Origin of the sequence: Yersinia sp. 2545 StPb PI (assembly GCF_052217125.1) — a bacterium.
Lineage (GTDB): Bacteria > Pseudomonadota > Gammaproteobacteria > Enterobacterales > Enterobacteriaceae > Yersinia > Yersinia enterocolitica_E.
In genome coordinates this window covers 985,613-1,011,720 of record NZ_JAZGPY010000001.1, presented here as the reverse complement: position 1 = coordinate 1,011,720, position 26,108 = coordinate 985,613, and the positions used below count along the sequence as shown (strand labels likewise).

Genomic DNA, 26,108 nt, shown 5'->3' with positions numbered 1-26,108 from the left:
TGCCTCTACTTGTTGCAGTGCTAATGGAACCAAAACATCATGCGTACTAGCCAATATCTGCTCTCCACTCTAAAGGAGACACCTGCCGATGCTGAAGTGATCAGTCACCAACTGATGCTTCGTGCCGGGATGATCCGTAAACTGGCATCAGGTCTTTATACCTGGTTACCGACCGGAGTTAGGGTGTTGAAGAAAGTCGAAAACATCGTGCGCGAAGAAATGAATAACGCCGGTGCTATTGAGGTTTCAATGCCCGTCGTACAACCGGCTGATTTGTGGCAGGAGAGTGGTCGCTGGGAACAGTATGGTCCTGAGCTATTGCGTTTTGTCGATCGCGGCGAACGCCCTTTTGTGCTCGGTCCAACTCATGAAGAAGTAATTACTGACCTGATTCGCGGTGAGATCAACTCTTACAAACAGTTGCCGCTGAATTTTTTCCAAATCCAGACTAAGTTTCGTGATGAAGTTCGCCCACGTTTCGGCGTGATGCGTGCTCGCGAGTTCCTGATGAAAGATGCTTACTCTTTCCATACCACTCAGGAATCGTTGCAGGAAACTTACGACGCGATGTATGCGGCCTACAGTAAGATTTTCTCTCGTATGGATCTGAATTTCCGTGCAGTTCTGGCAGATACCGGTTCAATTGGTGGCAGTGCATCGCATGAATTCCAAGTGCTGGCCGAGAGTGGCGAAGACGACATTGTGTTCTCAACCAGTTCTGATTATGCCGCTAATATTGAGTTTGCTGAAGCAGTGGCTCCTGGTGAACCACGGGCTAGCGCCACGGAAGAGCTGCGTATCATTGATACCCCGAATGCAAAAACCATCGCTGAATTGGTCGAGCAGTTCAACCTTCCAATAGTGAAAACAGTGAAAACCTTATTAGTGCATGCTCACGAAGAGAGTGGTCACAAGCTGGTTGCGTTGCTGGTTCGCGGTGATCATGAACTCAATGAGATTAAAGCAGAGAAACTGCTACAAGTCGCCAAACCACTGACCTTTGCCAGCGAAGAAGAGATTCGTGCAGTGATTGGCGCAGGTCCAGGGTCATTAGGCCCGGTTAATTTGCAGTTGCCAATCGTGATTGACCGCAGTGTGGCAGCGATGAGTGATTTTGGTGCTGGCGCGAATATCGACGGCAAACACTACTTTGGTATTAATTGGGATCGTGACTTACCGCTGCCACAAATTGCCGATTTACGTAATGTGGTTGAAGGCGATATCAGCCCTGATGGCAAAGGCACATTACTTATCAAGCGTGGTATTGAAGTCGGTCATATCTTCCAGCTAGGCACTAAATACTCGGAAGCGATGAAAGCCACGGTTCAGGGCGAAGATGGCCGTAACCAAGTGATGACCATGGGTTGTTACGGTATTGGCGTATCCCGTGTAGTAGCAGCGGCCATTGAGCAGAATCATGACGACCGTGGCATTATTTGGCCGGATGCGATTGCACCGTTCCAGGTAGCCATTTTGCCAATGAATATGCACAAATCTTTCCGCGTGAAAGAGTTGGCGGAAGAGCTGTATGCCACTCTGCGTTCCCATGGTATTGACGTGATTCTCGATGACCGCAAAGAACGCCCAGGCGTGATGTTTGCCGATATGGAGCTGATTGGCGTGCCACACAATATCGTGATTGGTGACCGCAATCTCGACAGCGAAGAGGTGGAATATAAAAACCGCCGTATTGGTGAGAAGCAGATGATTAAAACCAGCGAAATCATTGAGTTCCTGCTGGGCCAAATCAAGCGCTAATTGACCCTAAGTAAACCGCTGAGCCGCTGGATAGTTAACTCACTACCAGCGGCTTTTTATTGCAGCAACGGATAGATTCTATTTACTGCCGCAACTCTTACTGGCATTAAACTTAATGTTATCAGCCGGAATCAGCGTTTTGTCTGATTGCCCTTCTTCCATCGATGGCCGCACATCAAAATGGCCATTAAGGGTTAAAAATACCGGTTCACCGACCTTTTTACGGGCTTTTAAATATCCGGTTTCCAGTGCAATATTATTCTCGACTGGGAAGGTTCGGCCGGTAGCACAATCGGTAAATACGGCAGCATCAGCAAAATACTTATACATACCGCTCAACGGCATCGGCGTTTTGGGTAACGGCTGATCACTCGGGGTAAGCTGATAATTCAATGCTGACTGAATCGCCAATCCTTGTTGGTCGAGCATCACCAGATTTTTACCTACCGGCCGAAAGTAGCGTTTCTCCCCTTGCCCATTAGTAAGTACCAACTTATCAGCAGTACGCGCCCACTGACCGTATTCAGCAAAGGTTTGATCGCTCTCGTTGTTATCGCCAGCATGAGCAGTGCCACGATAAATTTCCTTCAGGATAAAAGTCCCATCGCTATCAAGGAACAGTGAGGTATCCAAACCACTGCAATCCGCGCAGGGTAATACGCCCTGATAGCTTTGCTGCATAGGTTGTAAAGCCTGTTCAACCGGTTGATGTCGATTGTTGCAACCTAATAATGACAGTGCACCTACTGCCAAAAATAGCGTTATTGTTAATTTTTTCACAGTCATTCTCCCATACTGTGTCCGATATATAAGGAATGAAGCCACATTAGTCACAATGTATAAATCACAGGCTAAATAATGGCATCACTCCTGATGTATTTTGCCGCGCAGTGCTTTGGTCGCACCTTTGCGGACTTTGCCCTCGACTCGCCTTATTTTTGAGCCTTTGGTCGGTTTTGTCGCCCGACGAGCCTTTTCTACCACCATTGCCTGATGGATTAATGCCACCAGCCGCGCCAATGCCGCCTCGCGATTCATATCTTGACTGCGGTATTCTTGCGCTTTGATGATAACGACACCCTCTGCCGTCATCAAATGGCTATTTAGCAATAATAACCTTTCTTTATAGTACTCTGGCAGGCTTGAAGCCTTAATGTCAAAGCGCAAATGAATGGCAGTTGAGGTTTTATTGACGTGCTGTCCCCCCGCGCCCTGCGCCCGGATCGCCGTCAGCTCAATCTCACTGTCAGGTAGACTGACATAATTAGATATAATCAGCACGCTTATTGCCCGTCGCCTTGCCATTCATCAAAACTAATTTCCAGATTATTCTGAGCATCCGACAACCAAATAGTTCCCTCTTGCAACGTAGCCTGTAACGACATATTACGATTCGCAAGTGCCGCCAACTTGGCCATCTGTTCATCACCCAAGAAGCGCACCCGCAAATTACGGTGCCCGGATAACTTATCTCGGGCTTGTGGCCACCACACCTTGGCGGCGCGTTCACTGTAGGCATACAGCACCACTTGCTGTGACTGATTACAGGCTTTACGCAGACGTTTCTCCTCTGGTAACCCCAGCTCAACCCACAATTCAATACCGTTATGGTCATTATGACGCCAAATCTCCGGCTCATCGTCAGCGCTCAGACCTTTAGTAAACTGCAAACGCTCATCAGCATGGCAGATCCATGCGAGTAACCTCAGCATCATACGTTGGTCAGTTTCGGAGGGGTGCTGCGCGATAGTCAGGTTAACATCCTGAAAAAAATTACGATCCATATCCGCAATGTTAACAGCAGCTTTATGGATGGTTGCTTTTAGTGCCATGGGTGACCTCTTAATTATCTGGCAGACAGTGTACTTGATCCAGCCTGCCAGCAGCCAGCCAACCCTGCATAAAGAGAACGATTAGTGGCATCAATGCGAAAAAGAAACCTTGTGCCACACTCTAATATCTCTATCACTCCTGTGCTATAGTCCTTATAAGTTCAGAGTTTATCTTCGTAGGTTGACAGTGTGTCGCTTCCGCTGAGAATCTACTGGGTTAAACTTTTCCAGGAGGATTACTGTGCAGCAATACTGTGAATTAGTACGCCGTTTTTATGCCCAAATTGGAAGTGGCGATCTGGGTTACGTACCAGACGCATTGCGCTGTGTATTGAAAGCATTGGACGAAGTTGCGGCTAACGACGCACTACCGTCCTCCGTTAGAGAACAGGCGGCCTTTGCCGCCGCTAACTTATTGGTGAGCGATTATGTCGATGAGTGAAGAGTATCAACCCATCAATTGTGATGACTACGATAATCTAGAGCTCGCCTGCCAACATCACCTGATACTGACGTTGAAGTTGAGAGGCGGTGAGATCGTAGAAGGTAAAGCCAGCGATCTGCTGCTGAGAAAAAAGGTCGAATACCTGATTATCGAGCAAGAAGGAACAATGCGCGAGTTGCGTCTGGACTATATTGCCAGCTTCAGTCACCCCGAGATAGGGACTGTTGTGGTGAGTGCATCATAGCTTCATCCCATTATATTGATGACGGGCCGCTGAAGAGTGGCCCGTTTTGCATTCAGGGCAGACCAAACCGAATCAAGGTTTTAAACTGGCATAGTAAGCCGCCAAATCAGAGAAATCCTCGTCGGTTAAAGGCACAACATAAGCCTGCATCACTCCAGCTTGCCCACCAGTACGCTCTCCTTTTTTATACGCTTTTAATGATTGTTCTAAATACATGGCATTTTGCCCAGCCAGATTAGGATACATCGGTACCGAAACCTTACCTTGTGCACCATGACAAGCCACACAACTGGCAGACTTAACTCGCCCCGCTTCGATATCATTTTTTGCCAACGCCGAGAAACTACTCAATCCCCATAACATCATTATACTGACGACTAATTTCATCATTGCTCCTCAAAATAGACTGTTCTGCGTGTTGTTATTTTATTATTCCGCGTTGGTCCAATTTAGGTACCAACAAGGTTCGCCTTCTTTTGCCTGGCCTGCCTGAGCCACAAACACTCCAGCCGCAGCAATTAATTGTTCGCCAAAGTAGAGTAGCGGAATACGCTCCCGTTGCCACGGCGGTACCCCCAACTCTTGCCAAATCTTTTTGCTATGGCGCGAATGATGCCGCCCGACAATCTTGATATCACCTTGTAAACCGAAACGGATGCTGATTACCTCGCCGGTTGCCGCAGCCCTGACCGCTTGCCCCCCTTCAGTAATAAAACTCAATACCCCCAGATTGGCAGGTAGAATCAAAGGGCCAGGGGGGATTGCGACATGATTAGGCCCAGCCTCAATGTTGGCCCAAGGTAGATGCCGTATATTTATTTCAGCCAGCGGTGGCAATAGATATAAATATTGCCGGAAGCGGCGAACCTGATGTGCCCCCAAAGTAAGCTGAGGCTCTGCATCTTGCCTTGCCATAGCAACTTCTAACCACAAACGTTGCAGTTGGTTTTGCGATGGCATCACTGCCCCCCATCTAGCCAGCCAACGGCGTAATATCGCCCCCCGTTTGGCTTCTGAGGCCAGTAATAACCCCTCAATAGAAAGCGCGCCATCCAGACTTTGCAGTTGTTGCAGATTATCTGCCAACAACTCATCCAATAATTGTTCCTGCTCAGCGCACAGACTTGCACTGCGCGCCGTCGCTTGAGCAAAATGCGGCCAGCGCTGATGAAGCAGAGGCAACACATTTAATCGCAAGAAGTTACGATCGAAACGATGGTCCTGATTGCTGTCATCTTCAATCCACCGTAGTTGCTGTGCTTGAGCATAGTTCTCAAGCGTTGCGCGGGAAAAGGCCAACAATGGTCGCAACAACTGGCTATGGGCAAACGGCATTCTGCCTGCCATTGAGGACAGCCCCGCCGGACCACTGCCCCGCTTAAGTGCCAGTAAGAAGGTTTCACACTGGTCATCCAGATGTTGAGCCGTAAGTAGCACTTCATTGGCAGCTAAATGTGAGGAAAATGCCTGATAGCGAGCCGTTCTGGCGGCAGCCTCTATTCCATTGTGTCGCGGATCAATCTTCACTCGCACTACTTCAAGTGGAACTTCCCATTGATCACACTGCTGCTGGCAATGTTTTACCCAACTGTCTGCCAATGGGTTTAATCCGTGATGAATATGAATCGCACGAACTTTCAGCTCAGGGAGCAATTGTTGGCGCAGGCTAACCAATAAATGCAGTAATACACTGGAATCCAACCCACCACTGAACCCCACCAGCACATGGCGATGATCACCCAATTGTGCGAACAAAGGATTGAGTAACACATTAGGCATAAAGGTGGCTGAGTTCATGTCATTCCAGCGTTATTTCGTATAGCTCCAGAGGTAAACCATCTGGATCAGTAAAGAAAGTAAAACGTGATTGGGTATAGGGATCAATGCGAACCGCTTCGCAAATCACACCGGTAGCCCCCAGTTCACTGACTGCCTGCTCAATATTATCAACCTGAAAAGCCAGGTGACGTAAACCACAAGCCTCTGGGCGGCTAGGCCGTGTTGACGGGGAAGGGAAAGAAAACAACTCGATAGTATATTGCCCATTTAAGGCTAAATCAGCTTTCCATGAGTCGCGTTCTTCACGATAGACCTCGCTTATCAAGCTGAACCCCAGCACCTCACAGTAGAATTTTTTACTGACCTGATAATCTGAGCCAATGATTGCAATATGATGTATCTGACGTATTGCTAACATGTATTACTCCAGTTTAATCATTTGTCTTCAGCACATTGACCCAATAGCGACCATCATCATCACGTTTAGCTCCGTGAATGTCGGTTTCAAACCCAGGGTAATGCGCGCCAATGGCACACAGCATCAGCAGGAAGTCCAAGACTGCGCGGCTCTCTTCACTGATCATTTCACCTGGCATAACCAACGGTACCCCCGGTGGGTAAGGCAGGATCATGTTGGCCACGACTTTGCCTATCAAATCACGCATTTCGCAGGCCGCTATATTACCGCGAATCTGCTGTTGGAACATGTCATACGGCGTGAGTTTCATCTCTGGCAGTACATCAAAAGACTGACGCATCAAACGGGGCAAGTCGTGTTTACGGATCAATTGGTGGATACCGGCGGCCAACTCCTGAATGCGCATATGGCGGTAAAAATCGGGATCTTCAGCAAACAGATCCGGCAGCATATTTTTAACCCGCAAGTTAAGATCATAAGCGCGTTTAAATTCAGTGAGGCCGCGTAATAAGCTCATCGCCTTGGTTTTATCAATGCCAATACTGAACAGGAACAGTAAATTATATGGCCCGGTTTTCTCTACCACAATGCCGCGTTCATCGAGAAATTTAGCGACTAATGCCGCAGGGATCCCTTCGTCTTCAAGTTCCCCCTCACTGCTCATACCCGGCGTCAGGATGGTCACTTTGATCGGATCCAGATACATATGGTCTGCATCCGCATTACTAAAGCCATGCCACTTTTGCCCCGGTTGCAACGGCCAACAGGCTATTTCGTCAATATCTTCTGGCTGCCAGACATCAAAGAACCAGTTGTCACTTTGTGAACGTAAACGGCGAACTTCTTTGCGAAAATGCATCGCACGCTCAATGGAGCGCATAATCATGCGCCTGCCCGGTTTACCACGCATCATTGCTGCGGCAGTTTCCATTGATGCCACAATGCCGTAATTCGGAGAGGTGGTGGTATGCATCATATAAGCTTCGTTAAAAGTGCCTTCATTGTAATCACCTTTAATATGAATCATCGAAGCTTGAGAGAATGCGGCCAACAATTTATGTGTCGATTGCGTTTCATAGAAAACTTTACCCGCAATCCGTTCCCCGCTCATGCCACTTTTCCCTTCATAAATCTCATGGAAATTGGTATAAGGCACCCAGGCGGAATCAAAGTGAATTGAAGGGACGTCCAGTGTCTGCTTAATATAATCAGTATTATAGAGCAGCCCATCATAGGTTGAGTTCGTTATCACCGCATGCACTGGCCAGCTGGCATTCTTGGTTTGTGCAATTTTCTCAGTAATAGATTCGCGCGTAAATTCGTGCTGCGGGATGCCGCCCAAAATACCGTAAGCATTACGGGCCGGGCGCAAATATAGCGGAATGATATTGGTCATCATCAAAAGATGTGTCAGAGACTTATGACAATTACGGTCAATCAATACCGTACTGCCCGAAGGGGACGAATACATGCCAATGATTTTATTTGCCGTTGATGTCCCGTTCGTCACCATATAACTCTGCTCAGCATTGAAAGTACGGGCAATATACTCTTCGGCTTCCAGATGCGGGCCACTGTGGTCTAATAGTGATCCGAGTTCAGTCACTGAAATCGACACATCAGCCTTGAGGGTGTTAGCACCAAAGAAATCATAGAATAAGCTGCCTACCGGGCTTTTTTGAAATGCCGTCCCCGCCATATGCCCCGGCGTACAGAAGGTATATTTCCCTTCTTTGACGTAATTAAATAACGCCTTGGTTAGCGGCGGAGTGATGCTATCCATATACTCAGCGGTATATTGTTCAATATGCTGGGCAATATCATCTGCCGCATTTAACGTATATTCAAAGAAATAAAGAGCCATGCGCATTTCATTCAAACTGACATCCAATGAGGAGGTCGTATTGATAAATGCGTAAAGTGGGAGATATTCGTTCAGATCATTAATTTCAGTGCAAAGCTCATTACTGTGCTGGTCCCAATCGAAAATCACACCAATAATCCGCGCATTATGCTCGATCAGTTTAAGCAGATCACCACGATCCTGAGGGTAGATCAACTGAAAACCTTTAGCCAGCAGGGCATCGTTTAACTCACGAATAGGTTCATCTTTGTAGTAAACCCCCATCGGCCCCATGATTGCGATGATATTCATCGGTGAATCCTCATATTGTTCGCCAATTACCTATAACAACATGAAATTAAATTTTTGCCAAAATTATTATGGGGTTAGATATTATGACTCAGAATCTATAAGTAAAAAATCCGGCTCATAATATATGAGCCGGATTTCAATATTTCTCTGCGATGCCCAATAAATCGGGCATGCTTAATCAGCAATAACCGTAATTCATCAGACGCTGATAACGACGATTCAATAATTCTTCGTCATTCAAAACATCCAGATCACTAAGATCAGCCAACAGTTGCGCCTTCAAAGCAGCAGCAATAGTGATGTAATCACGGTGTGCGCCGCCTAAAGGTTCAGGGATAACCGAGTCAATCATCTTTAATTCTTTCAGACGATGAGCCGTAATACCCATGGCCTCTGCGGCTAACGGTGCTTTATCAGCACTTTTCCACAGAATAGATGCACAGCCCTCTGGGGAGATAACGGAATAGGTGCTGTATTGCAGCATATTCACTTTATCGCCAACACCAATGGCTAATGCGCCGCCTGAGCCACCTTCACCAATAACGGTACAGACGATAGGAACACTCAGGCGTGACATCTCACGCAGGTTACGTGCGATGGCTTCAGATTGACCACGCTCTTCTGCACCAACACCAGGATATGCCCCCGGTGTATCAATGAAAGTAATGATTGGCAGCTTAAAGCGCTCAGCCATCTCCATCAGACGCAGTGCCTTACGATAACCTTCAGGCGCTGGCATACCAAAGTTACGGCGAATTTTTTCTTTGGTTTCACGGCCTTTTTGATGACCAATGATCATCACCGGGCGACCATCCAGACGAGCAATACCACCGACAATAGCTTTGTCGTCGGCATAAGCGCGATCACCCGCCAGTTCTTCGAAATCAGTAAAGATATTAGCGATATAATCCAGGGTATAAGGACGACGAGGGTGGCGTGCCAGTTGGGCAATCTGCCATGCGCCGAGGTCCGAGAAAATTTTCCGCGTCAGCTCAACACTTTTCTCACGCAGACGCTGGACCTCTTCATCCAGATTAATATCTAATTTTTCGTCTTGACGGCTGACTGCAGTCAGCGAGTCAATTTTCGCTTCCAGCTCTGCAATCGGCTGTTCAAAATCAAGAAAATTCAGACTCATAGCATTCCTATTTTAGTCAAATTCCAGTTCCACCTGCTCATTACCTACCAGCGTTCGCAAATCTATCAATAAGCGATCGGTGGGCGTCACGCGCCATGTGGCTCCAAACCGCAGCCGGGCGCGAGCATCTTCCCGTTGGTAATAAAGATGCACTGGGATCGTCCCCGCTCGATGGGGTTCCAACGACTGACGGAGACGGTTCAAAAGCTGGTCATCAATTTGCCTGTCGGTCAGCGATATAGCAAGCCCACGGGCATATTTTTCACGAGCTTCACTGATGTCCATTAACTCACGGGCGGTCATTTTAAGTCCACCACTAAAGTCATCAAAGCTGACCTGTCCAGTGGCTATCAGGATACGGTCTTTTTCCAATAAATGCTGATATTTTTCCAATGCATCGGTGAATAGCATCACCTCCAGACGCCCGGAGCGGTCATCCAAAGTACAAATACCAATGCGATTCCCGCGTTTTGTTACCATAACCCTTGCAGCGATTACCAGCCCTACCGCAGTGGTCATTTTGCCCCGATCCGTCGGATGCATATCTTTCAAACGCAGCCCGCCAGCATAACGTTCGATTTCCTTTAGATATTGAGTAATCGGGTGGCCGGTTAGGTATAACCCCAGCGTTTCCCGCTCACCGTCTAAAACAATTTGTTCCTGCCACCGCGGCACATTAGCATAAGATTGCTCAACCTGCTCAGGTGCATCAGCCAATACGCCAAACATATCGGCCTGACCAATGGCCTCTGCTTTCGCATGTTGGTCTGCGGCTTTTAACGCTTCGCCTAAGGAGCTCATTAATGCGGCACGGTGCGGCCCCAAACGGTCAAAAGCACCGGACATGATTAACTTTTCTAATATCCGCCGATTCAGCTTTTTCGTATCGACGCGGGCACATAAATCAAACAAATCTTTGAAGTGACCGCCCTCTTTACGCGCCTCCAGTATCGCGTCGATCGGCGCCTCACCAACCCCCTTGATAGCACCAATCCCGTAAACAATTTCACCCTCATCATTTACATGGAAGTGATACAGGCCACTGTTAATTTCTGGTGGCAGAATCTTCAGCCCCATACGCCAACATTCATCAACCAGGCCAACGACTTTATCGGTGTTATCCATATCGGCGGTCATTACCGCAGCCATAAATTCAGCCGGATAATGTGCTTTTAACCACAACGTCTGGTAGGACACCAAAGCATAAGCAGCGGAGTGAGATTTGTTAAAACCATAACCGGCAAACTTCTCTACCAAGTCAAAGATTTTTATCGCCAATTCACCGTCAACGCCCTGACTTTTGGCCCCATCTTCGAATACCGAACGCTGTTTTGCCATCTCTGCTGGGTTTTTCTTACCCATAGCTCGACGCAACATATCCGCGCCGCCAAGGGAGTAACCAGACAGAACCTGCGCAATCTGCATAACCTGTTCCTGATACAGGATGATGCCATAGGTCGGCTCCAGTACAGGCTTCAGGGATTCATGTTGCCATTCGATATCAGGATAGGACAGTGCTTCACGACCATGTTTACGGTCAATAAAGTTATCTACCATCCCTGATTGCAGCGGACCGGGGCGGAATAATGCCACCAGAGCTATCATATCCTCGAAGCAGTCTGGCTTCAGCCGCTTGATAAGATCCTTCATACCTCGGGATTCAAGCTGGAATACTGCTGTCGTTTCCGAACGTTGCAGCATATCGAAGCTTTGCTTATCTTCCAGCGGAATAGAGGCGATATCTATCGGTTCTAGCCCAGTTTTGGCGCGCTTGGCATTGATCATCTCCAGCGCCCAATTAATGATAGTTAGCGTACGCAAACCGAGGAAGTCGAACTTCACCAGACCGGCATATTCCACATCATTTTTATCGAACTGAGTAACCGGGTTTTTGCCTTCCGCATCACAATATAGCGGTGCAAAATCAGTAATTTTGGTCGGAGCAATAACCACCCCACCGGCGTGTTTCCCAGCGTTACGTGTTACCCCCTCCAGCTTACGCGCCATATCAATCAGCGCCCTAACCTCTTCATCGGCTTCATAAATTTCAGGAAGTTGCGGTTCAGCGGCAAAGGCTTTTTCCAGCGTCATTCCAGGATCTGGTGGCACCAATTTTGAGATACGATCGACAAAACCATAAGGGTGGCCCAGCACGCGACCCACATCGCGGATAACCGCTTTGGCAGCCATCGTACCGAAGGTAATAATCTGAGAAACCGCATCGCGGCCATACATTTCGGCCACATGTTCAATCACCAGATCACGTTTCTCCATACAGAAGTCAACGTCGAAGTCGGGCATTGATACACGTTCAGGGTTGAGAAAACGTTCGAACAGCAGGTCAAATTCCAGCGGATCCAGATCGGTAATCTTGAGCGCATATGCCACCAGAGAACCTGCACCTGAGCCTCGCCCTGGCCCTACCGGAACACCATTATCTTTAGACCACTGGATAAATTCCATTACTATCAAGAAGTAACCAGGGAATCCCATCTGGTTGATAACTTTTAGCTCAATATCGAGCCGCTCGTCATACTCTGGCCGTTTTTGCGCCCGCACTTGCGAGTCGGGGAAGAGGAATTCCAACCGTTCTTCCAAACCTTGCTTTGATTTTTCTACCAAAAAATCTTCCGTGCTCATCTCACCGGTAGGGAACTGCGGTAGAAAGTATTCCCCAAGGCGGATGGTGACGTTACAACGTTTGGCTATTTCAACACTGTTGAGCAGCGCTTCAGGAATATCCGCGAACAGCTCACACATCTGTTCTTCATCGCGCATAAACTGCTGAGGACTATAATTTTTAGGCCGCTTAGGATCAACCAATGTAAAACCGTCATGAATAGCAACGCGGATCTCATGGGCGTCAAAGTCAGACTCAACGATAAAACGCACATCATTGGTCGCAACAACGGGCAGGCCGCGCTCAGTCGCTAGCGCGACTGCCGCATGAAGATAGTTCTCTTCGTCTGGCCGACCGGTACGGATTAGCTCCAAATAGTAACTGTCAGGGAAATGCTCTTGATAAAACTCAAGACACTGATCAACCTGAGTCTGATTACCGCGCAGCATAAACTTGCCGACATCCCCCATCCGGCCACCGGATAGCAGAATCAGCCCCTCTTTATGCTTGATCAGCCAATCGCGATCAATTATCGGACCAGCTGCGCCATAACCACGTTTATAAGCTTCGGAGATCAATAAGGTAAGGTTTTGATAACCTTCATTATTGCGTGCCAACACAGTAAGGTGAGCCAACTCATCACCCAAGATTTCACTTTGCACGTAGAAATCTGCGCCAATGATGGGTTTAATCCCAGCACCGTGGGCGCTACCGTAGAATTTCACCAAACCACAAAGGTTAGTGAAGTCAGTAATGGCCAGAGCGGGCATACCTAATGCAGCAGCTCTCTTCACCAAGGGTCCAATCTTGGCTAATCCATCGATCATGGAGTAATCGCTGTGAACACGCAGGTGGACAAAACGAGGTTCGGCCATATCCAGATACCAGAAATTAGTGGATTGAATCACACCCGCAGAACAGAGTGTCTGAGGGCATCATAACTATGAGTGTCTTTCAGCGACAATACCGGCTTATATCAGCCCTAGCACGCGCTTAACCGGGCCAAAGCTGCGCCGATGGTGCTCAGTTGCGCCTAGTGCTGCCAGCCGCTCCAGGTGGAATGCTGTCGGGTAGCCTTTGTGCTGCGCAAAACCATACTCGGGGAAAATGAGATCCAGTTCAGTCATTTCACGATCACGGGTCACTTTAGCCAGAATAGAGGCGGCACTGATCTCTGCAACTCGGCTGTCCCCTTTTACAACGGCTAATGACGGCATCGCCAGTTTTGGACAGCGATTACCATCAATCAACACATAATCGGGTGTGATATGTAATCCTGCTACCGCTCTTTGCATTGCCAGCATTGTTGCATGCAATATATTTAGGTGATCAATCTCTTCTGGCTCAGCGCGACCAAGGCTCCAGGACAGGGCCTTATCCGTAATTTCGTCATAAAGTGACAGACGCCGCTTCTCACTCAGTTTTTTCGAGTCTGCCAAACCGACAATTGGCCGTGTCGGATCGAGAATAACCGCCGCAGTGACAACAGCCCCCACTAATGGGCCACGGCCAACTTCATCCACACCGGCAATCAAATTCGCCTGCGGGTATATAAAAATATCTGTCATCGACCTGCTAACTCCAATACCGCCTGTGCTGCCTGTTCATCCGCGCCACAACGGATGCTCTGATGCAAAATCAGGAAACGTTCTTTTAACGCCTCAACTGCATCACCACCTTGTAATAGCGGTAACAATGCATCGGCTAATGTTTGTGGTTGGCACTCTTGCTGCAACAATTCTGTCACCAGCTCTTCGCCTGCCAACAAATTCGGTAATGAGACATAAGGTGTTTTAACTAATCGTTCTGCTAACCAGAAAGTGAAGGGTTTCATACGATAACCTACCACCATGGGGCATTTAGCCAACATGCATTCCAACGCCGCAGTACCCGAGGCAAGCAAGGTAGCATCACTGGCAATCATCGCCACCCGGGCATTGCCATCTAATAAATGGACGGATAAGTCAGGGGCAATTTCAGCTTTAATTCGTTCGAACTGCTCACGACGCTTGCTGTTAACCAATGGAACCAGCACTTCCAGCTCAGGCAGTTGTTGCCTCAAGATGGCAGCAGTACGCAGAAAATCGGCACTGAGCATTTCCACTTCTGAATGGCGACTACCCGGCAACAGGGCCAGACATGGCGCATGTAGCGCAATCCCCAATTCTGTTCTTGCCGCTTGCTTATCAGGGATTAAAGGCATGGCATCAGCCATGGTATGACCAATAAAGCGACATGGAACATTGAAACGATCGTAAAACGCTTTTTCAAAAGGAAGAAAAGCCAACACCATATCGGTCGCTTTACCAATTTTGAAAACGCGTTTTTGTCGCCAGGCCCAAACAGAGGGGCTGACATAATGAATGGTTCGGATGCCACGCTGTTTCAAACGCCCTTCGAGGGTGATATTGAAATCAGGCGCATCGATACCCACGAAAACATCTGGGGAGAGTTCACTAAAGCGTTGGGTCAGATCTTTGCGGATCTTGAGTAACCGTGGCAAACGTTCTAATACTTCAACAACGCCCATCACTGCCAACTCTTCCATCTCATACCAGGCTTCACATCCCTCAGCTTGCATCAACGGCCCAGCAACACCAACAAAGCGGGCATCGGGAACCTGAGCTTTCAGCGCACGAATCAACCCAGCGCCTAAGATGTCGCCAGAAGTTTCTCCGGCGACTAAACCGATAGTTAAAGGACGCCCGGTATTCGACGGACAATCAACAGCTAATGGGCTATTTTGCATAAGTTAGCGAATAATGCCGCGAGTAGAGCGCGCAAAGAAATCACTGAATGCCTTAACCGCCGGAACCTGCTCCGCCAATTCGGCAATTTCTGGTTTCACTTCATCCAGCGTCCGACCACTGCGGTACAACAACTTGTAAGCATTACGGATCGCATGAAGTGATTCTTTGTCAAAACCGCGACGTTTTAACCCTTCAATATTGATACCAAATGGTGTTGCATGGTTGCCCTGAGCAATGACATAAGGAGGCACATCCTGAGCAACGCCTGAACAACCGCCCACCATCACATGCGCACCAATCACGCAGAATTGATGGATAGCCGTCATTCCGCCAATGATGGCAAAATCGTCAATTTCCACATGACCACCCAAAGTTGCATTGTTCGCAAGAATGCAACGATCACCAATGATACAGTCATGGGCGATATGGGCATTAATCATCAGCAAATTGTCGCTGCCTACTTTAGTTAATCCACCACCTTGGACCGTACCACGGTGGATAGATACGCTTTCACGGATACGGTTACGCGAACCGATCTCAACGCGAGTAGGCTCGCCTGCATATTTCAGATCCTGATTCGCCTCACCAATGGAGGCAAATTGGTAAATCTGATTGTCACAGCCAATCTTGGTTACACCATTAACGACGACATGGGATTTCAGTTCCGTGCCAGCGCCAATTTCCACCTGAGATCCGACAAAGCAGAAGGGGCCAATACGAACGCCGGCACCAATAATGGCACCTTCTTCGACGATAGAACTTGGATGGATAATGGCGGTTTTGTCAATCACGTATCAGGACTCCTTAACTGCGGGTTCGACAACAACAGACTTTGCAACAACAGCTTCTGCTGGTGGGGTTACTGGCCTGCTACGAGCACACATCATCGTGGCAGTACAGACGATTTCACCATCGACTTTCGCAACACCAGTAAAACGGGTCAGACCACGGCGTTCTTTAACGAACTGAACTTCCATGATCATTTGATCACCAGGCACTACCGGACGTTTGAAGCGAGCTTCATCAATGCCAGCAAAATAATAAAGTTCACCCGGCTCAAGTTTACCGCGGCTTTTAAATGCCAAGATACCGGTCGCCTGCGCCATCGCCTCTAAAATCAGCACGCCTGGGAAGATAGGTTTACCCGGGAAATGGCCTTGGAAAAATGGCTCGTTGAAAGAGACGTTCTTCACTGCACGCAGAAATTTTCCTTCTTCGAAATCAAGGACACGATCTACCAGCAAGAACGGAAAACGGTGCGGGAGTAGATCCAAAATCTCTTCAATATGCAGAGTATGAGTGTCAGTAGTCAAAATACTCTTCCTGTCTAAAAAACTAATGCTATCAACAACACGGCCTGCACTGCCCCAAAAGGGAGGCATTAGGCAGGCCGCAAATTAGGAACTCTGTATACCCTTCGAACTTGACGCAACAACGGCGTAACTGCACGTATTTACCTGAATCACTTGACACATAAGTTCATCAAGATTGATTTATTTTGTCAGGCTGCGACACCAATTTCTTTAAGTATCTACTTTTGGCATCACTTGCCAATAAGCTTAATTATTGACTCAGAGTATCAGTCTTGAGTGACTACTCTTTATCGATTTTACGCTCAATAGCTTTTAAGCGTTTATTAATTCCATCGATATTCATCACTAAAGCAGCGGTCTTGCGCCAAACTTTATTTGGTTGTAACGGAATGCCGGAGGAGTATAACCCAGGTTCAGTGATTGGGCGCATCACCATTCCCATTCCGGTGATGGTGACTTTGTCACAAATCTCCATATGACCATTGATCACACTCGCGCCGCCTATCATACAATAGCGGCCAACTTTCAGACTGCCTGCCATGATAACACCACCCGCAACCGCGGTATTGTCGCCAATCACAACGTTATGTGCAATCTGACATTGGTTATCAATGATGACGCCATTACCAATAATGGTATTATCTAGTGCACCACGGTCAATCGTGGTACAAGCGCCAATCTCAACACGGTCACCAATATGCACTGAACCGAGCTGTGGAATTTTTATCCAATTACCACGATCATTTGCATAACCAAAACCATCTGCACCAATGACCGTACCGGATTGAATCAAGCAGTTCTGCCCAATAACAACTTCATGATAAACGGAAACATTGGCCCACAAACGGCTACCAGCACCAATGTGAGTATTCTTGCCAATAAAGCAGCCAGCACCGATAACCACATTATCGCCTAGCACAACACCGGACTCTATCACTGCATTTGCACCGATAGAAACCGTCTCTCCCAACGTTACCAGTGGAGCGATAACTGCACTCGGTGCAATATCCTGGGCCGGTTGAGGTGTGGTATCCATTATCTGAGCCATACGTGCATAGGTTAAATACGGATTTTTAACCACTAGAGCTGCAGATTTACAGAAAGGTAAGTCAGCCTCAGTCAATACCACCGCACCTGCATTACAAGTAGCGAGTTGTTCTTGATAGCGACTATTTGACAAAAACGTGATTTGCGAAGGCTCGGCGGAATGCATAGAAGCGATGCCGGTGATGACGAGATCGCCATCACCGTACACCTGTGCATCCAACTGCTGAGCTAAATCAGCCAGTCGAATTGAAGGCATGTTTTATTTAACCTGTTTCAGCACGTCAGCAGTGATATCTTTAGAAGGGTCTGCATATGCAACAGCATTTGCATCAATCACCACATCATAACCACCTTTGCTAGCAACAGATTTAACAGCATCCTGAATACGGCTCAGAATTTTGTTACGCTCTTCCATCTGACGACGGCGATTATCTTGCTCAAAAGCCTGGGCTTTAGTAGAGAAAGTTTCACGCTGTTTCATTACGTCGCTTTCCAGCTTGGTACGATCACTGGCTTTCATGGTAGAACCGTCACGTTGCAGCTTCTGCATTTTAGTTTGCAGGTCGCGCTCCATTCCTTGCAGTTCGGTTGCACGGCCTTTGAATTCATTCTCCAGCTGCTTAGCTACGGTTTCACGCGCAGGTAATTGTTGGAAAATGCTGGAAACGTTAACAATAGCAATCTTGTCAGCGGCTTGAACGCTGGCAGAAGCTGCCAATGCTAAACCAAGACCTGCGGCACACAACCACTTTTTCACTATAAACTCCTTACCATTACCCGTTTGTGTCAGAGACACCTTGAAGTGCACTTAATACTGAATAGTGCCTAAAATAGCGCCAAACTCACTAGCGCTACCTTAGGTTATTTCAACTACCAGTGCTGTCTTTAAAATTCAGAACTACTTTGCCAATCAATTACCAAGTCTTACCAATGTTAAACTGGAATTGCTCTGACTTATCACCTTCGTAATCTTTAACCGGTTTAGCATATGAGAACACTAATGGACCCAATGGCGACATCCATTGTAATGACACACCGGCAGACACACGAATATTACTCGCCTTACTGTAATCAGGTACACCAGCAGCACGCGTCAGTGCGGTATTTTCCCAGTTAGTATCCCATACAGTACCTGAGTCAATGAAGAAGGAGGTCCGTACAGAGTTTGAGTATTTTTCACTGATAAACGGCGTCGGTGTAATCAGTTCTAAACTGGCCACCGCCATCGCGTTACCACCAACCGCATCGGTTGAATCTCTGATGGTCCCATTAGCATTATAGTATGCCGCTTTAGGACCGATATTATTTGATCGGAAACCACGGACAGTACTGGAACCACCGGCATAGAAGTTCTCATAGAATGGCATCTCTTTCGAACCGATACCGTCGCCATAACCCAAGCGACCACGACCTAAGAGCACCCATGAATGATCTTCATCTAACGGTTGGTAAGCAGATGTATCGAAAGTGATTTTATAGAACTCGTTATCAGAGCCAGGTACCGTCACTTTGGTATTAACTGATGATTTAACCCCTGACGTTGGGAAGAAACCACGGTCAAGGTTGTTATAAGTCCAACCCAGATTCAGTGTGAAGTCATCCGCTGTGAAGCTGGCACGATCAGTCAGATTAGGATCTTGACCAACAGAGTCAAGATATCGCCACATCGCGACTTGTGGTTCCATGTCAGACAGGGAGTTATGGACGTAACCTAAACCAACCCGTAATGAGTTATTCTCATTAATTGGGAAGCCTAAAGTACCGTCAATACCATAACTGCTGTTGGTATAGCCAGACAGGTCTGCGTTATCTGCTTTAAAATCATTATAGAAGATACGCCCGCCCAGACTTACACCATCAACGGTGAAGTAAGGGTCAGTTAAGGTAAATTCAGCATAAGTCTGATAGTCGTTCTTCGTACCATTAATACCGACGGTATTACCAGTACCCAACCAGTTATCTTGCTGAACCCCAACCTGGAAGCTGACACCACTTTCTGTGCCGTAACCAATACCAAAGTTTAAACTACCGGTATTGCGTTCCTTGACTTTATAAGTGACATCGACCTGATCAGCAGTTCCTGGAACACGTTGAGTTTCAACATCAACGGTTTCGAAATAGCCCAGACGGTTTAAACGTTCTTTGCCCGCTTCGACCTGATCATTACCCAACCATGCACCTTCCATCTGGCGCATTTCACGGCGCAATACGGAGTCTTTACTGGTGTCATTACCTTCGAAACGAACATTGCGGACATAGAAACGGTTACCCGCATCTACGTTGATATGCAGTTTGACTGTTTTATCAGCATCGTTAATTTCTGGTTGAGAGACCACACGCGGATAAGCATAGCCATAGCGGCCCAACATCTTCTTGATGTCTTCTTCAATGCGTGTGACTTTACTGCCGTTAAACAATTCACCCGGTTCAATCGCTGCCAGCTTATCCGCTTCAGATTGATGCCCTGCAAGATTACCGCTCACAACAACGCTATTAAGCTTGTATTGATCGCCTTCGGTAATGTTGATGGTGATATAGATGCCTTTTTTATCTGGCGTCAAACTCACCTGAGTAGAATCGATATTAAATCGGGCGTAACCGCGATCTAAGTAGAAGCTGCGCAAGATTTCGAGATCACCGGCTAGCTTCTGCTTCTGATATTTACGATCACCAACCACGTTCCACCATGGCACTTCATCACGCAATTGGAAGCGTGAGATAAGCTCATCAGTTGTGAAACTGTGGTTACCTACGATGTTAATCTGCTGAATTTTTGCAGAGACACCTTCGGTAAAGACCAGTTTGATATCAACACGATTACGCGGTAGCGGTGTAACAACAGCCTTCACTGAAGCGCTGTATTTACCCACACTGTAGTAGAAGTCTTCGAGTCCTTTTTCAATGCTGGATATAGTGGTACGGTCCAGGGCTTCGCCAACCCGGACGCCAGAGGCTTCCAGATTCTGCTTAAGCATGTCATCTTTCACCGCTTTGTTACCGGAGAAAGTGATGCTGGCAATCGTTGGGCGTTCTTTGACTTGAACAATCAGCGTATCACCATCGCGCAGGACACGAACGTCCTCGAAGTTGCCTGTAGCAAACAACGCACGGATAGTTTTACCGATGTCATCATCACTGACGGTATCGCCTACGCGAACCGGCATATTAAGTAACGCCGCACCGACGGCGACCCGTTGCAGGCCTTCGAAATGAATATCTTTCACTACGAACCCGTCTGCACCGTATACGGTGGCGCTGCCAAACAGCAGCGACGCTATGAGCAACTTTTTCATCGCCATCGTTGTTATGCGTTCTTCCTAACCTATCCCCAGCCGTTAAAGACGGGAGAAATCATTGAAAAGTGCAAGCCCCATTAATAACACCAGCAAAATCGAGCCGATGCGATAACTGAAGTCCTGTACTCGCTCAGAAACCGGCCCACCCTTCAGCTTTTCTATCGCCAGGAAGAGCAGATGTCCACCATCTAATACCGGTAACGGGAACAAATTGATAATGCCCAAGTTGACACTGATTAGTGCCAAAAACATCAGGTAATACACCAATCCGTACTCAGCTGAAACCCCAGCGCCTTGTGCAATAGATATCGGGCCACTCAAGTTATTCAGTTTAACATCACCAGTAATCAGTTTACCCAACATGCCTACCGTCAACCGCATCAACTGCCAGGTTTTATCCCCAGCTTGGTAGAGTGCCGTGAACGGGCCATATTGGCGAATCGTTCTATATTCATCCGGAAGCGGTATAACTTTCGGCACTACACCCGCAAAACCTTCATTGCGGTTTTCTCCAACCGATTTTGTATCTGGTATTAAGGTTAAAGACAAGGGGGTACCACCCCTTTCAATATCTAACACCAGTGGCTTACCGGGGTTATCACGAACCTGTAAAACAAATGTTTGCCAACGATCCAGTGGCTGACCACCAACTTTAACTATCCTATCCCCTGCTTGTAAACCTGCCTTTTGTGCCGCAGACCCGGTTTGAACTTCAGCCAAGACAGATTCAATCTGCGGGCCTCGTGGAATAATACCCAACGCCACGACAGGATCTTGCTTATCAGGCTCGAACTGCCACTGTTGCAGATCCAGTGTCTTTTGCACCACATTAGCAGAACCAAATGGTGCCACACCCACCTGTGTTTGTTTATCACCGATTTTGCCGACGAGGGCCAAACGAACAGAGTCCCAGTCAGGCGTTTCGATACCATCTACAGACTTAAGTTCCATTCCTGGAGAAATATTGGCTTGTGCAGCAATGGATTGTGGCGAAATGTCACCCACTACCGGGCGCACACTTGGCACACCAATGATAAACACCAGCCAGTAAGCAATGACAGCAAAAAGGAAGTTGGCAATAGGGCCCGCGCTGACGATTGCCGCGCGTTGCAAAACAGTTTTATTATTAAAAGATTGATGACGAAGCTCAGGAGCAACAGCTTCAACACGCTCATCTAGCATCTTAACATAGCCGCCCAGCGGGATAAGGGCGATAACATACTCGGTACCTTGACGATCCGTCCGACGCCACAGCGCTTTACCGAAACCAATCGAAAAGCGTTCGACACGGACACCACAGCGCCGCGCCACCCAAAAGTGACCGAACTCATGCACTGTAATTAAGATCCCCAGTGCGATAATAAACGCGGCCAGGCTCCAGAGTATGCTCATCATATTCCCTAAACTCCCCGTCAGTGACGGATTAAAACACTAACAGCATTAAGCAGGCAAATACCGGCACAGCTGCGGTCAGGCTATCGATACGATCCAGTATCCCACCATGACCAGGAATCAGATGACCACTGTCTTTGATTCCCGCTTCACGTTTAAACATACTTTCGGTCAAATCGCCAAGTACTGAGGCCAATGCAGCCACCACGGAACAGATTAACAGTTTTTCCGGGATGATATCCAACGGAGCATAACGACCGAACAACCATGATATCAGAGCTGATGTCAGTAAACCGCCAATTAATCCTTCCCAGGTTTTACCTGGTGATACTTTAGGCGCTAATTTATGTTTACCGAATAATTTACCAAACATGTAAGCGCCAGAATCCGCACCCCATACCAAAAGCATCACATACAGCAGCCACCAGGCGCCGATATGGTGGTTCTGCTCATAACCATACTGACGTAATGCCACCATGCCCCAGAAAAAGGGAACAATAGTCAGAACGCCGAAAATTATACGTAACAGACGTGAATCGCGCCACAACGCCGCAGAGCGTGGGTAAGTAAGCACCAACAGCAATGCTGCGACCCACCAGCCCATAGAGAGCCAGAGAGGGACACTCACTTGTGGTAGATGAGCAGAATGCTGATAGGCAGGAAGGCTAAGCAGCATTGAGATCAGTAGAAAACCACAAAGTATGGCTAACCAAATACGCTGAGAACGACTGGCGAACCCAGCTAATTGCCCCCACTCCCAGGCTGCAAGCATACAGACAAAGAGAGTAACAATAGCAAAACCAACCGGCGGAAGCAGGAACAGGGCACCAATGACAACCGGAATCAAAATCAAAGCAGTTATGAGACGATACTTCAGCAAAAGTTCCCCCTAGGATGCAGTGGCATCGATAGGTGTAGTTCCCCCGAAGCGACGCTCTCGTTGTGCAAATGCATTCAGCGCACCTTCAAAGACATGTTCATCAAAATCAGGCCAGAGTACATCAGTAAAGTAAAGTTCAGCATAGGCAATTTGCCATAACAAAAAATTACTGATGCGATGTTCACCACCGGTTCTGATCACTAAATCCACCTCAGATTGCTCATGCAGGCAGATATGCGAGTTTAGCGATTCTTCACTGATATCTGTGGGCTGCAACTCACCTTGCTGTACTTGCTCAGCTAAATGGCGCACACCCTGAATAATATCCCAACGGCCACCATAATTGGCAGCGATGTTGAGTTTCAGACCGTCATTGTCGGCAGTTAGCGCTTCTGAGCGACGGATCCGTTGTTGTAAACGTTCACTAAATCGACTGATATCACCAATAACAGATAAACGAACATTATGTTTATGCAGACTTTTTACTTCACTGTCCAGCGCACGAACAAAAAGCTCCATCAGAGCGGTGACTTCCTGAGCAGGGCGATTCCAGTTTTCACTACTGAAAGCATAAAGCGTGAGCGCATCCAAATGATGATTGGCAGCAAAACTTACTGCACGACGAACTGACTTCACTCCCGCTTTATGACCGAAGACCCTTAATTTACCCCGATTTTTAGCCCAACGCCCATTACCATCCATAATGATAGCGACATGACGCGGAATCAGGGGGCACAAGTTAGCCCTATCTTCATTTACAGACGACATAATGCGAACTCATTTCCTCAATAAATCAATTGTTCGTCCCGAACATTAGGCAGTAAGCCCACAAAAAAAGCCGTGTACCAAGTCACGGCTTCTTAAGTGACAGCCAAAATAGACGGTTTAAATACCTATTGGGCCACTAATCAACAGTCTATCTATCTATTGACGGTGCAGACTATACCATCTCAGCCTTGCCCTAACAAATTCCCAAAACAGCCAATACAACTTAATGATTCAATTTTTCTATTGCTTGAGCTGCCGTATCACGGGCTTGACGATCAATGATCAGCACCTCATCCACACTAGTGGGTTCAGCCAATGATAACTGTTCCACAACCCTAAGGTTGATGGCTGCAATATCAGTGAAACGAATGCGTGAAGCTAAAAATGCCATAACGGATATTTCGTTCGCGGCATTCAGTGCCGTCGTTGCTGCCTGGCCTGCATTAGAAGCATCAATAGCCAGCTTCAGGCATGGATAACGTTGATAATCCGGTTCAGCAAAAGTCAATTCATGTATCTTGCAGAAATCCAGTGGTTCGACACCTGAACTTACTCGCATAGGGTACGCCATCGCATGTGCAATCGGGGTACGCATGTCTGGGGTCCCCATCTGGGCCAGTACACTACCATCGTGATAACGCACCATCGAGTGAATGACAGATTGAGGATGTAAAATAACCTCTACCTGCTCTGCGCTGGCATTAAATAACCAACGGGCCTCGATATATTCAAGCCCTTTATTCATCATAGTCGCAGAGTCGACTGAAATTTTGCGCCCCATAGACCAGTTTGGATGAGCACAAGCCTGATCTGGTGTGACATCGGCAAATTGCGATAAAGGTATTTCACGTAGTGGGCCACCCGAGCCAGTTAAAATAATGCGCGAGACGCCATTCTCACTTAGTGAAGAGTAGCCTAGTTTACGCTGAATTTTCTCAGGTAAACTCTGAAAAATCGCATTATGTTCGCTGTCGATTGGCAGCAGTTGTGCATGGCTGTGTTTCACTTCATCCATGAAAAGCTTGCCGCAGGTAATCAGTGACTCTTTGTTAGCCAGTAATACCTGTTTACCTGCACGAATAGCCGCCAGCGTTGAAGACAGCCCTGCCACACCGACAATTGCCGCCATCACTTGATCAATATCGTCTAACGCAGCCAGTTCACCGGCCGCTTTTTCACCATGAAAAACTTCGGTTTTCGAACCGTGCTCAGCCAATAACTGGCGCAACGCTTTGGCCGATATTTCATCTGACATCGCGGCATAGCGAGGAGAAAACTCGAGGCATTGCATTGCCATCTGCTCGACATTGCGACCAGCCACAAGTGCAGTAACGTTGAATAATTCGGGATTAGCGCGGACAACACCCAAAGTGCTGTTACCGATGGAGCCAGTAGAACCAAGAATAGTCAGTTGCTTCATGAGAGTGCTCTGAATAACTGTTTTTATGATAGGCGAGAGCGCAACCGACCCGAATAACAGGTGGTCTAATAAAGATCCTCGGCCCAATTTTATAGCGTATTACTGCCGATATCGCATGACTCTACTAACCTAGTGAATCGGCAAAATAGTGATCCTGCTAAAAACAAAGCGCCACCTAAGCGACGCTCTGTTTTTTGTCAGTCAGAATTAGAAATCCATCAACTCAGCTTCTTTAGCCGCTAATGCAGTATCAACTTTCTTGATAAAAGCATCGGTCAGTTTTTGGATATCATCCTGAGAACGGCGGTCTTCATCTTCACTGATCTCTTTATCTTTCAGCAAAGCTTTCACTTTTTCGTTAGCATCACGGCGCACGTTACGAATCGATACACGGCCCTGCTCTGCTTCTGCACGAACAACTTTGATCAAGTCTTTACGGCGCTCTTCTGTCAATGCTGGCAGTGGAACACGAATAACGGTACCCGCGGAAGAAGGATTCAGCCCTAAATCGGAGGTCATGATCGCTTTCTCAACCGCGGCGCTAAGGCTGCGGTCAAACACGGTCAATGCCAGAGTACGGGAGTCTTCAACCACAATGTTAGCCAACTGGCGCAATGGCGTAGCAGTGCCATAATACTCAACCTGAATGCCATCAAGAATACTTGGAGAAGCACGACCGGTACGGATCTTACTGATATGGTTTTGGAAAGCTTCAAAGCATTTTTCCATACGCACTTCAGTATCTTTTCTAATTTCGTTAATCACGTTGTGAACCCTTGGAAACTGGTTACTTGGCAGGCCATAGCATGAGTATAGCCGGTGAATATACAAACCAACAGTTGCAGGCATTGGG

General features: G+C 47.5%; 24 protein-coding genes. 3 read left to right on the top strand and 21 right to left on the bottom strand.

The features are described from left to right. Positions 1-39: 39 nt before the first annotated feature. Positions 40-1,758, top strand: coding sequence for a proline--tRNA ligase (proS, locus tag V1955_RS04400; protein ID WP_442820580.1), 1,719 nt, complete (start codon positions 40-42; stop codon positions 1,756-1,758). A gap of 78 nt (positions 1,759-1,836) precedes the next feature. On the opposite strand, the gene nlpE is transcribed toward proS, so the two are convergent. The 3 genes from nlpE to V1955_RS04385 all read right to left on the bottom strand — a co-directional run bounded on the left by nlpE (position 1,837) and on the right by V1955_RS04385 (position 3,590). Further along, complete coding sequence (gene nlpE, locus V1955_RS04395; protein WP_193784790.1) at positions 1,837-2,538, bottom strand: envelope stress response activation lipoprotein NlpE; 702 nt, start codon at positions 2,536-2,538, stop codon at positions 1,837-1,839. A gap of 84 nt (positions 2,539-2,622) precedes the next feature. Further along, positions 2,623-3,039, bottom strand: a complete 417-nt coding sequence (gene arfB, locus V1955_RS04390; protein WP_083162958.1) for an alternative ribosome rescue aminoacyl-tRNA hydrolase ArfB — start codon at positions 3,037-3,039, stop codon at positions 2,623-2,625. A 2-nt stretch (positions 3,040-3,041) separates the two neighbouring features. Beyond that, complete coding sequence (locus tag V1955_RS04385) at positions 3,042-3,590, bottom strand: YaeQ family protein (RefSeq protein WP_083162956.1); 549 nt, start codon at positions 3,588-3,590, stop codon at positions 3,042-3,044. Between the two features lie 241 nt (positions 3,591-3,831). On the opposite strand from V1955_RS04385, the gene V1955_RS04380 reads away from it, so the two are divergent. Together V1955_RS04380 and rof are read left to right on the top strand one after the other, a co-directional pair. Then, positions 3,832-4,032 carry a YaeP family protein gene (locus tag V1955_RS04380; RefSeq protein WP_005185672.1) on the top strand — a complete coding sequence of 67 codons (201 nt, stop codon included), beginning with the start codon at positions 3,832-3,834 and terminating at the stop codon, positions 4,030-4,032. Further along, entirely contained in the window at positions 4,019-4,279 is a 261-nt protein-coding gene (rof, locus tag V1955_RS04375; RefSeq protein ID WP_083162954.1) for a Rho-binding antiterminator, read from the top strand. The genes V1955_RS04380 and rof overlap by 14 nt, the downstream gene beginning before the upstream one ends. 72 nt (positions 4,280-4,351) lie before the next feature. On the opposite strand, the gene V1955_RS04370 is transcribed toward rof, so the two are convergent. The 18 genes from V1955_RS04370 to frr all read right to left on the bottom strand — a co-directional run bounded on the left by V1955_RS04370 (position 4,352) and on the right by frr (position 26,020). Then, a complete protein-coding gene (locus V1955_RS04370) occupies positions 4,352-4,669 on the bottom strand; it encodes a c-type cytochrome (RefSeq protein ID WP_083162952.1) in 318 nt (105 codons plus the stop codon). A gap of 39 nt (positions 4,670-4,708) precedes the next feature. Continuing rightward, complete coding sequence (tilS, locus tag V1955_RS04365) at positions 4,709-6,076, bottom strand: tRNA lysidine(34) synthetase TilS (protein WP_442820579.1); 1,368 nt, start codon at positions 6,074-6,076, stop codon at positions 4,709-4,711. 1 nt (position 6,077) lies between these two features. Further along, entirely contained in the window at positions 6,078-6,476 is a 399-nt protein-coding gene (locus tag V1955_RS04360; protein ID WP_083162947.1) for a VOC family protein, read from the bottom strand. 13 nt (positions 6,477-6,489) lie between these two features. Continuing rightward, the gene (locus V1955_RS04355) at positions 6,490-8,631 is read right to left on the bottom strand and encodes a lysine decarboxylase LdcC (RefSeq protein ID WP_442820578.1); all 2,142 of its coding nucleotides are present in this window, start codon (positions 8,629-8,631) and stop codon (positions 6,490-6,492) included. Positions 8,632-8,809: 178 nt separating this feature from the next. Beyond that, complete coding sequence (gene accA / locus V1955_RS04350; protein WP_083162942.1) at positions 8,810-9,769, bottom strand: acetyl-CoA carboxylase carboxyl transferase subunit alpha; 960 nt, start codon at positions 9,767-9,769, stop codon at positions 8,810-8,812. 12 nt (positions 9,770-9,781) lie between these two features. Continuing rightward, positions 9,782-13,264: a DNA polymerase III subunit alpha gene (gene dnaE, locus V1955_RS04345; RefSeq protein ID WP_442820577.1), complete on the bottom strand. Its 3,483-nt coding sequence runs from the start codon at positions 13,262-13,264 to the stop codon at positions 9,782-9,784. 96 nt (positions 13,265-13,360) lie between these two features. After that, entirely contained in the window at positions 13,361-13,957 is a 597-nt protein-coding gene (gene rnhB, locus V1955_RS04340) for a ribonuclease HII (RefSeq protein WP_372559763.1), read from the bottom strand. Beyond that, positions 13,954-15,138: a lipid-A-disaccharide synthase gene (gene lpxB / locus V1955_RS04335; RefSeq protein WP_083162937.1), complete on the bottom strand. Its 1,185-nt coding sequence runs from the start codon at positions 15,136-15,138 to the stop codon at positions 13,954-13,956. The genes rnhB and lpxB overlap by 4 nt, the downstream gene beginning before the upstream one ends. A 3-nt stretch (positions 15,139-15,141) precedes the next feature. Then, a complete protein-coding gene (gene lpxA, locus V1955_RS04330; protein WP_083162935.1) occupies positions 15,142-15,930 on the bottom strand; it encodes an acyl-ACP--UDP-N-acetylglucosamine O-acyltransferase in 789 nt (262 codons plus the stop codon). Positions 15,931-15,933: 3 nt separating this feature from the next. Continuing rightward, positions 15,934-16,452: a 3-hydroxyacyl-ACP dehydratase FabZ gene (gene fabZ, locus V1955_RS04325; protein WP_083164110.1), complete on the bottom strand. Its 519-nt coding sequence runs from the start codon at positions 16,450-16,452 to the stop codon at positions 15,934-15,936. Between the two features lie 280 nt (positions 16,453-16,732). Continuing rightward, on the bottom strand, positions 16,733-17,755 hold the full coding sequence (gene lpxD / locus V1955_RS04320) for a UDP-3-O-(3-hydroxymyristoyl)glucosamine N-acyltransferase (RefSeq protein WP_420072797.1): 1,023 nt from the start codon (positions 17,753-17,755) through the stop codon (positions 16,733-16,735). A 3-nt stretch (positions 17,756-17,758) separates the two neighbouring features. Further along, entirely contained in the window at positions 17,759-18,256 is a 498-nt protein-coding gene (gene skp, locus V1955_RS04315; protein WP_032820361.1) for a molecular chaperone Skp, read from the bottom strand. A 157-nt stretch (positions 18,257-18,413) separates the two neighbouring features. Then, positions 18,414-20,798, bottom strand: a complete 2,385-nt coding sequence (bamA, locus tag V1955_RS04310; RefSeq protein WP_083162931.1) for an outer membrane protein assembly factor BamA — start codon at positions 20,796-20,798, stop codon at positions 18,414-18,416. 36 nt (positions 20,799-20,834) lie between these two features. Then, positions 20,835-22,190 carry a sigma E protease regulator RseP gene (gene rseP, locus V1955_RS04305; protein WP_083162929.1) on the bottom strand — a complete coding sequence of 452 codons (1,356 nt, stop codon included), beginning with the start codon at positions 22,188-22,190 and terminating at the stop codon, positions 20,835-20,837. A 28-nt stretch (positions 22,191-22,218) separates the two neighbouring features. Continuing rightward, positions 22,219-23,067 carry a phosphatidate cytidylyltransferase gene (cdsA, locus tag V1955_RS04300; protein WP_083162927.1) on the bottom strand — a complete coding sequence of 283 codons (849 nt, stop codon included), beginning with the start codon at positions 23,065-23,067 and terminating at the stop codon, positions 22,219-22,221. A 9-nt stretch (positions 23,068-23,076) separates the two neighbouring features. Next, positions 23,077-23,835, bottom strand: coding sequence for a (2E,6E)-farnesyl-diphosphate-specific ditrans,polycis-undecaprenyl-diphosphate synthase (ispU, locus tag V1955_RS04295; RefSeq protein WP_083162925.1), 759 nt, complete (start codon positions 23,833-23,835; stop codon positions 23,077-23,079). Between the two features lie 223 nt (positions 23,836-24,058). Beyond that, positions 24,059-25,255 carry a 1-deoxy-D-xylulose-5-phosphate reductoisomerase gene (gene ispC, locus V1955_RS04290; protein ID WP_372569535.1) on the bottom strand — a complete coding sequence of 399 codons (1,197 nt, stop codon included), beginning with the start codon at positions 25,253-25,255 and terminating at the stop codon, positions 24,059-24,061. A 207-nt stretch (positions 25,256-25,462) separates the two neighbouring features. After that, on the bottom strand, positions 25,463-26,020 hold the full coding sequence (gene frr / locus V1955_RS04285; RefSeq protein WP_083162921.1) for a ribosome recycling factor: 558 nt from the start codon (positions 26,018-26,020) through the stop codon (positions 25,463-25,465). Positions 26,021-26,108: the final 88 nt, after the last annotated feature.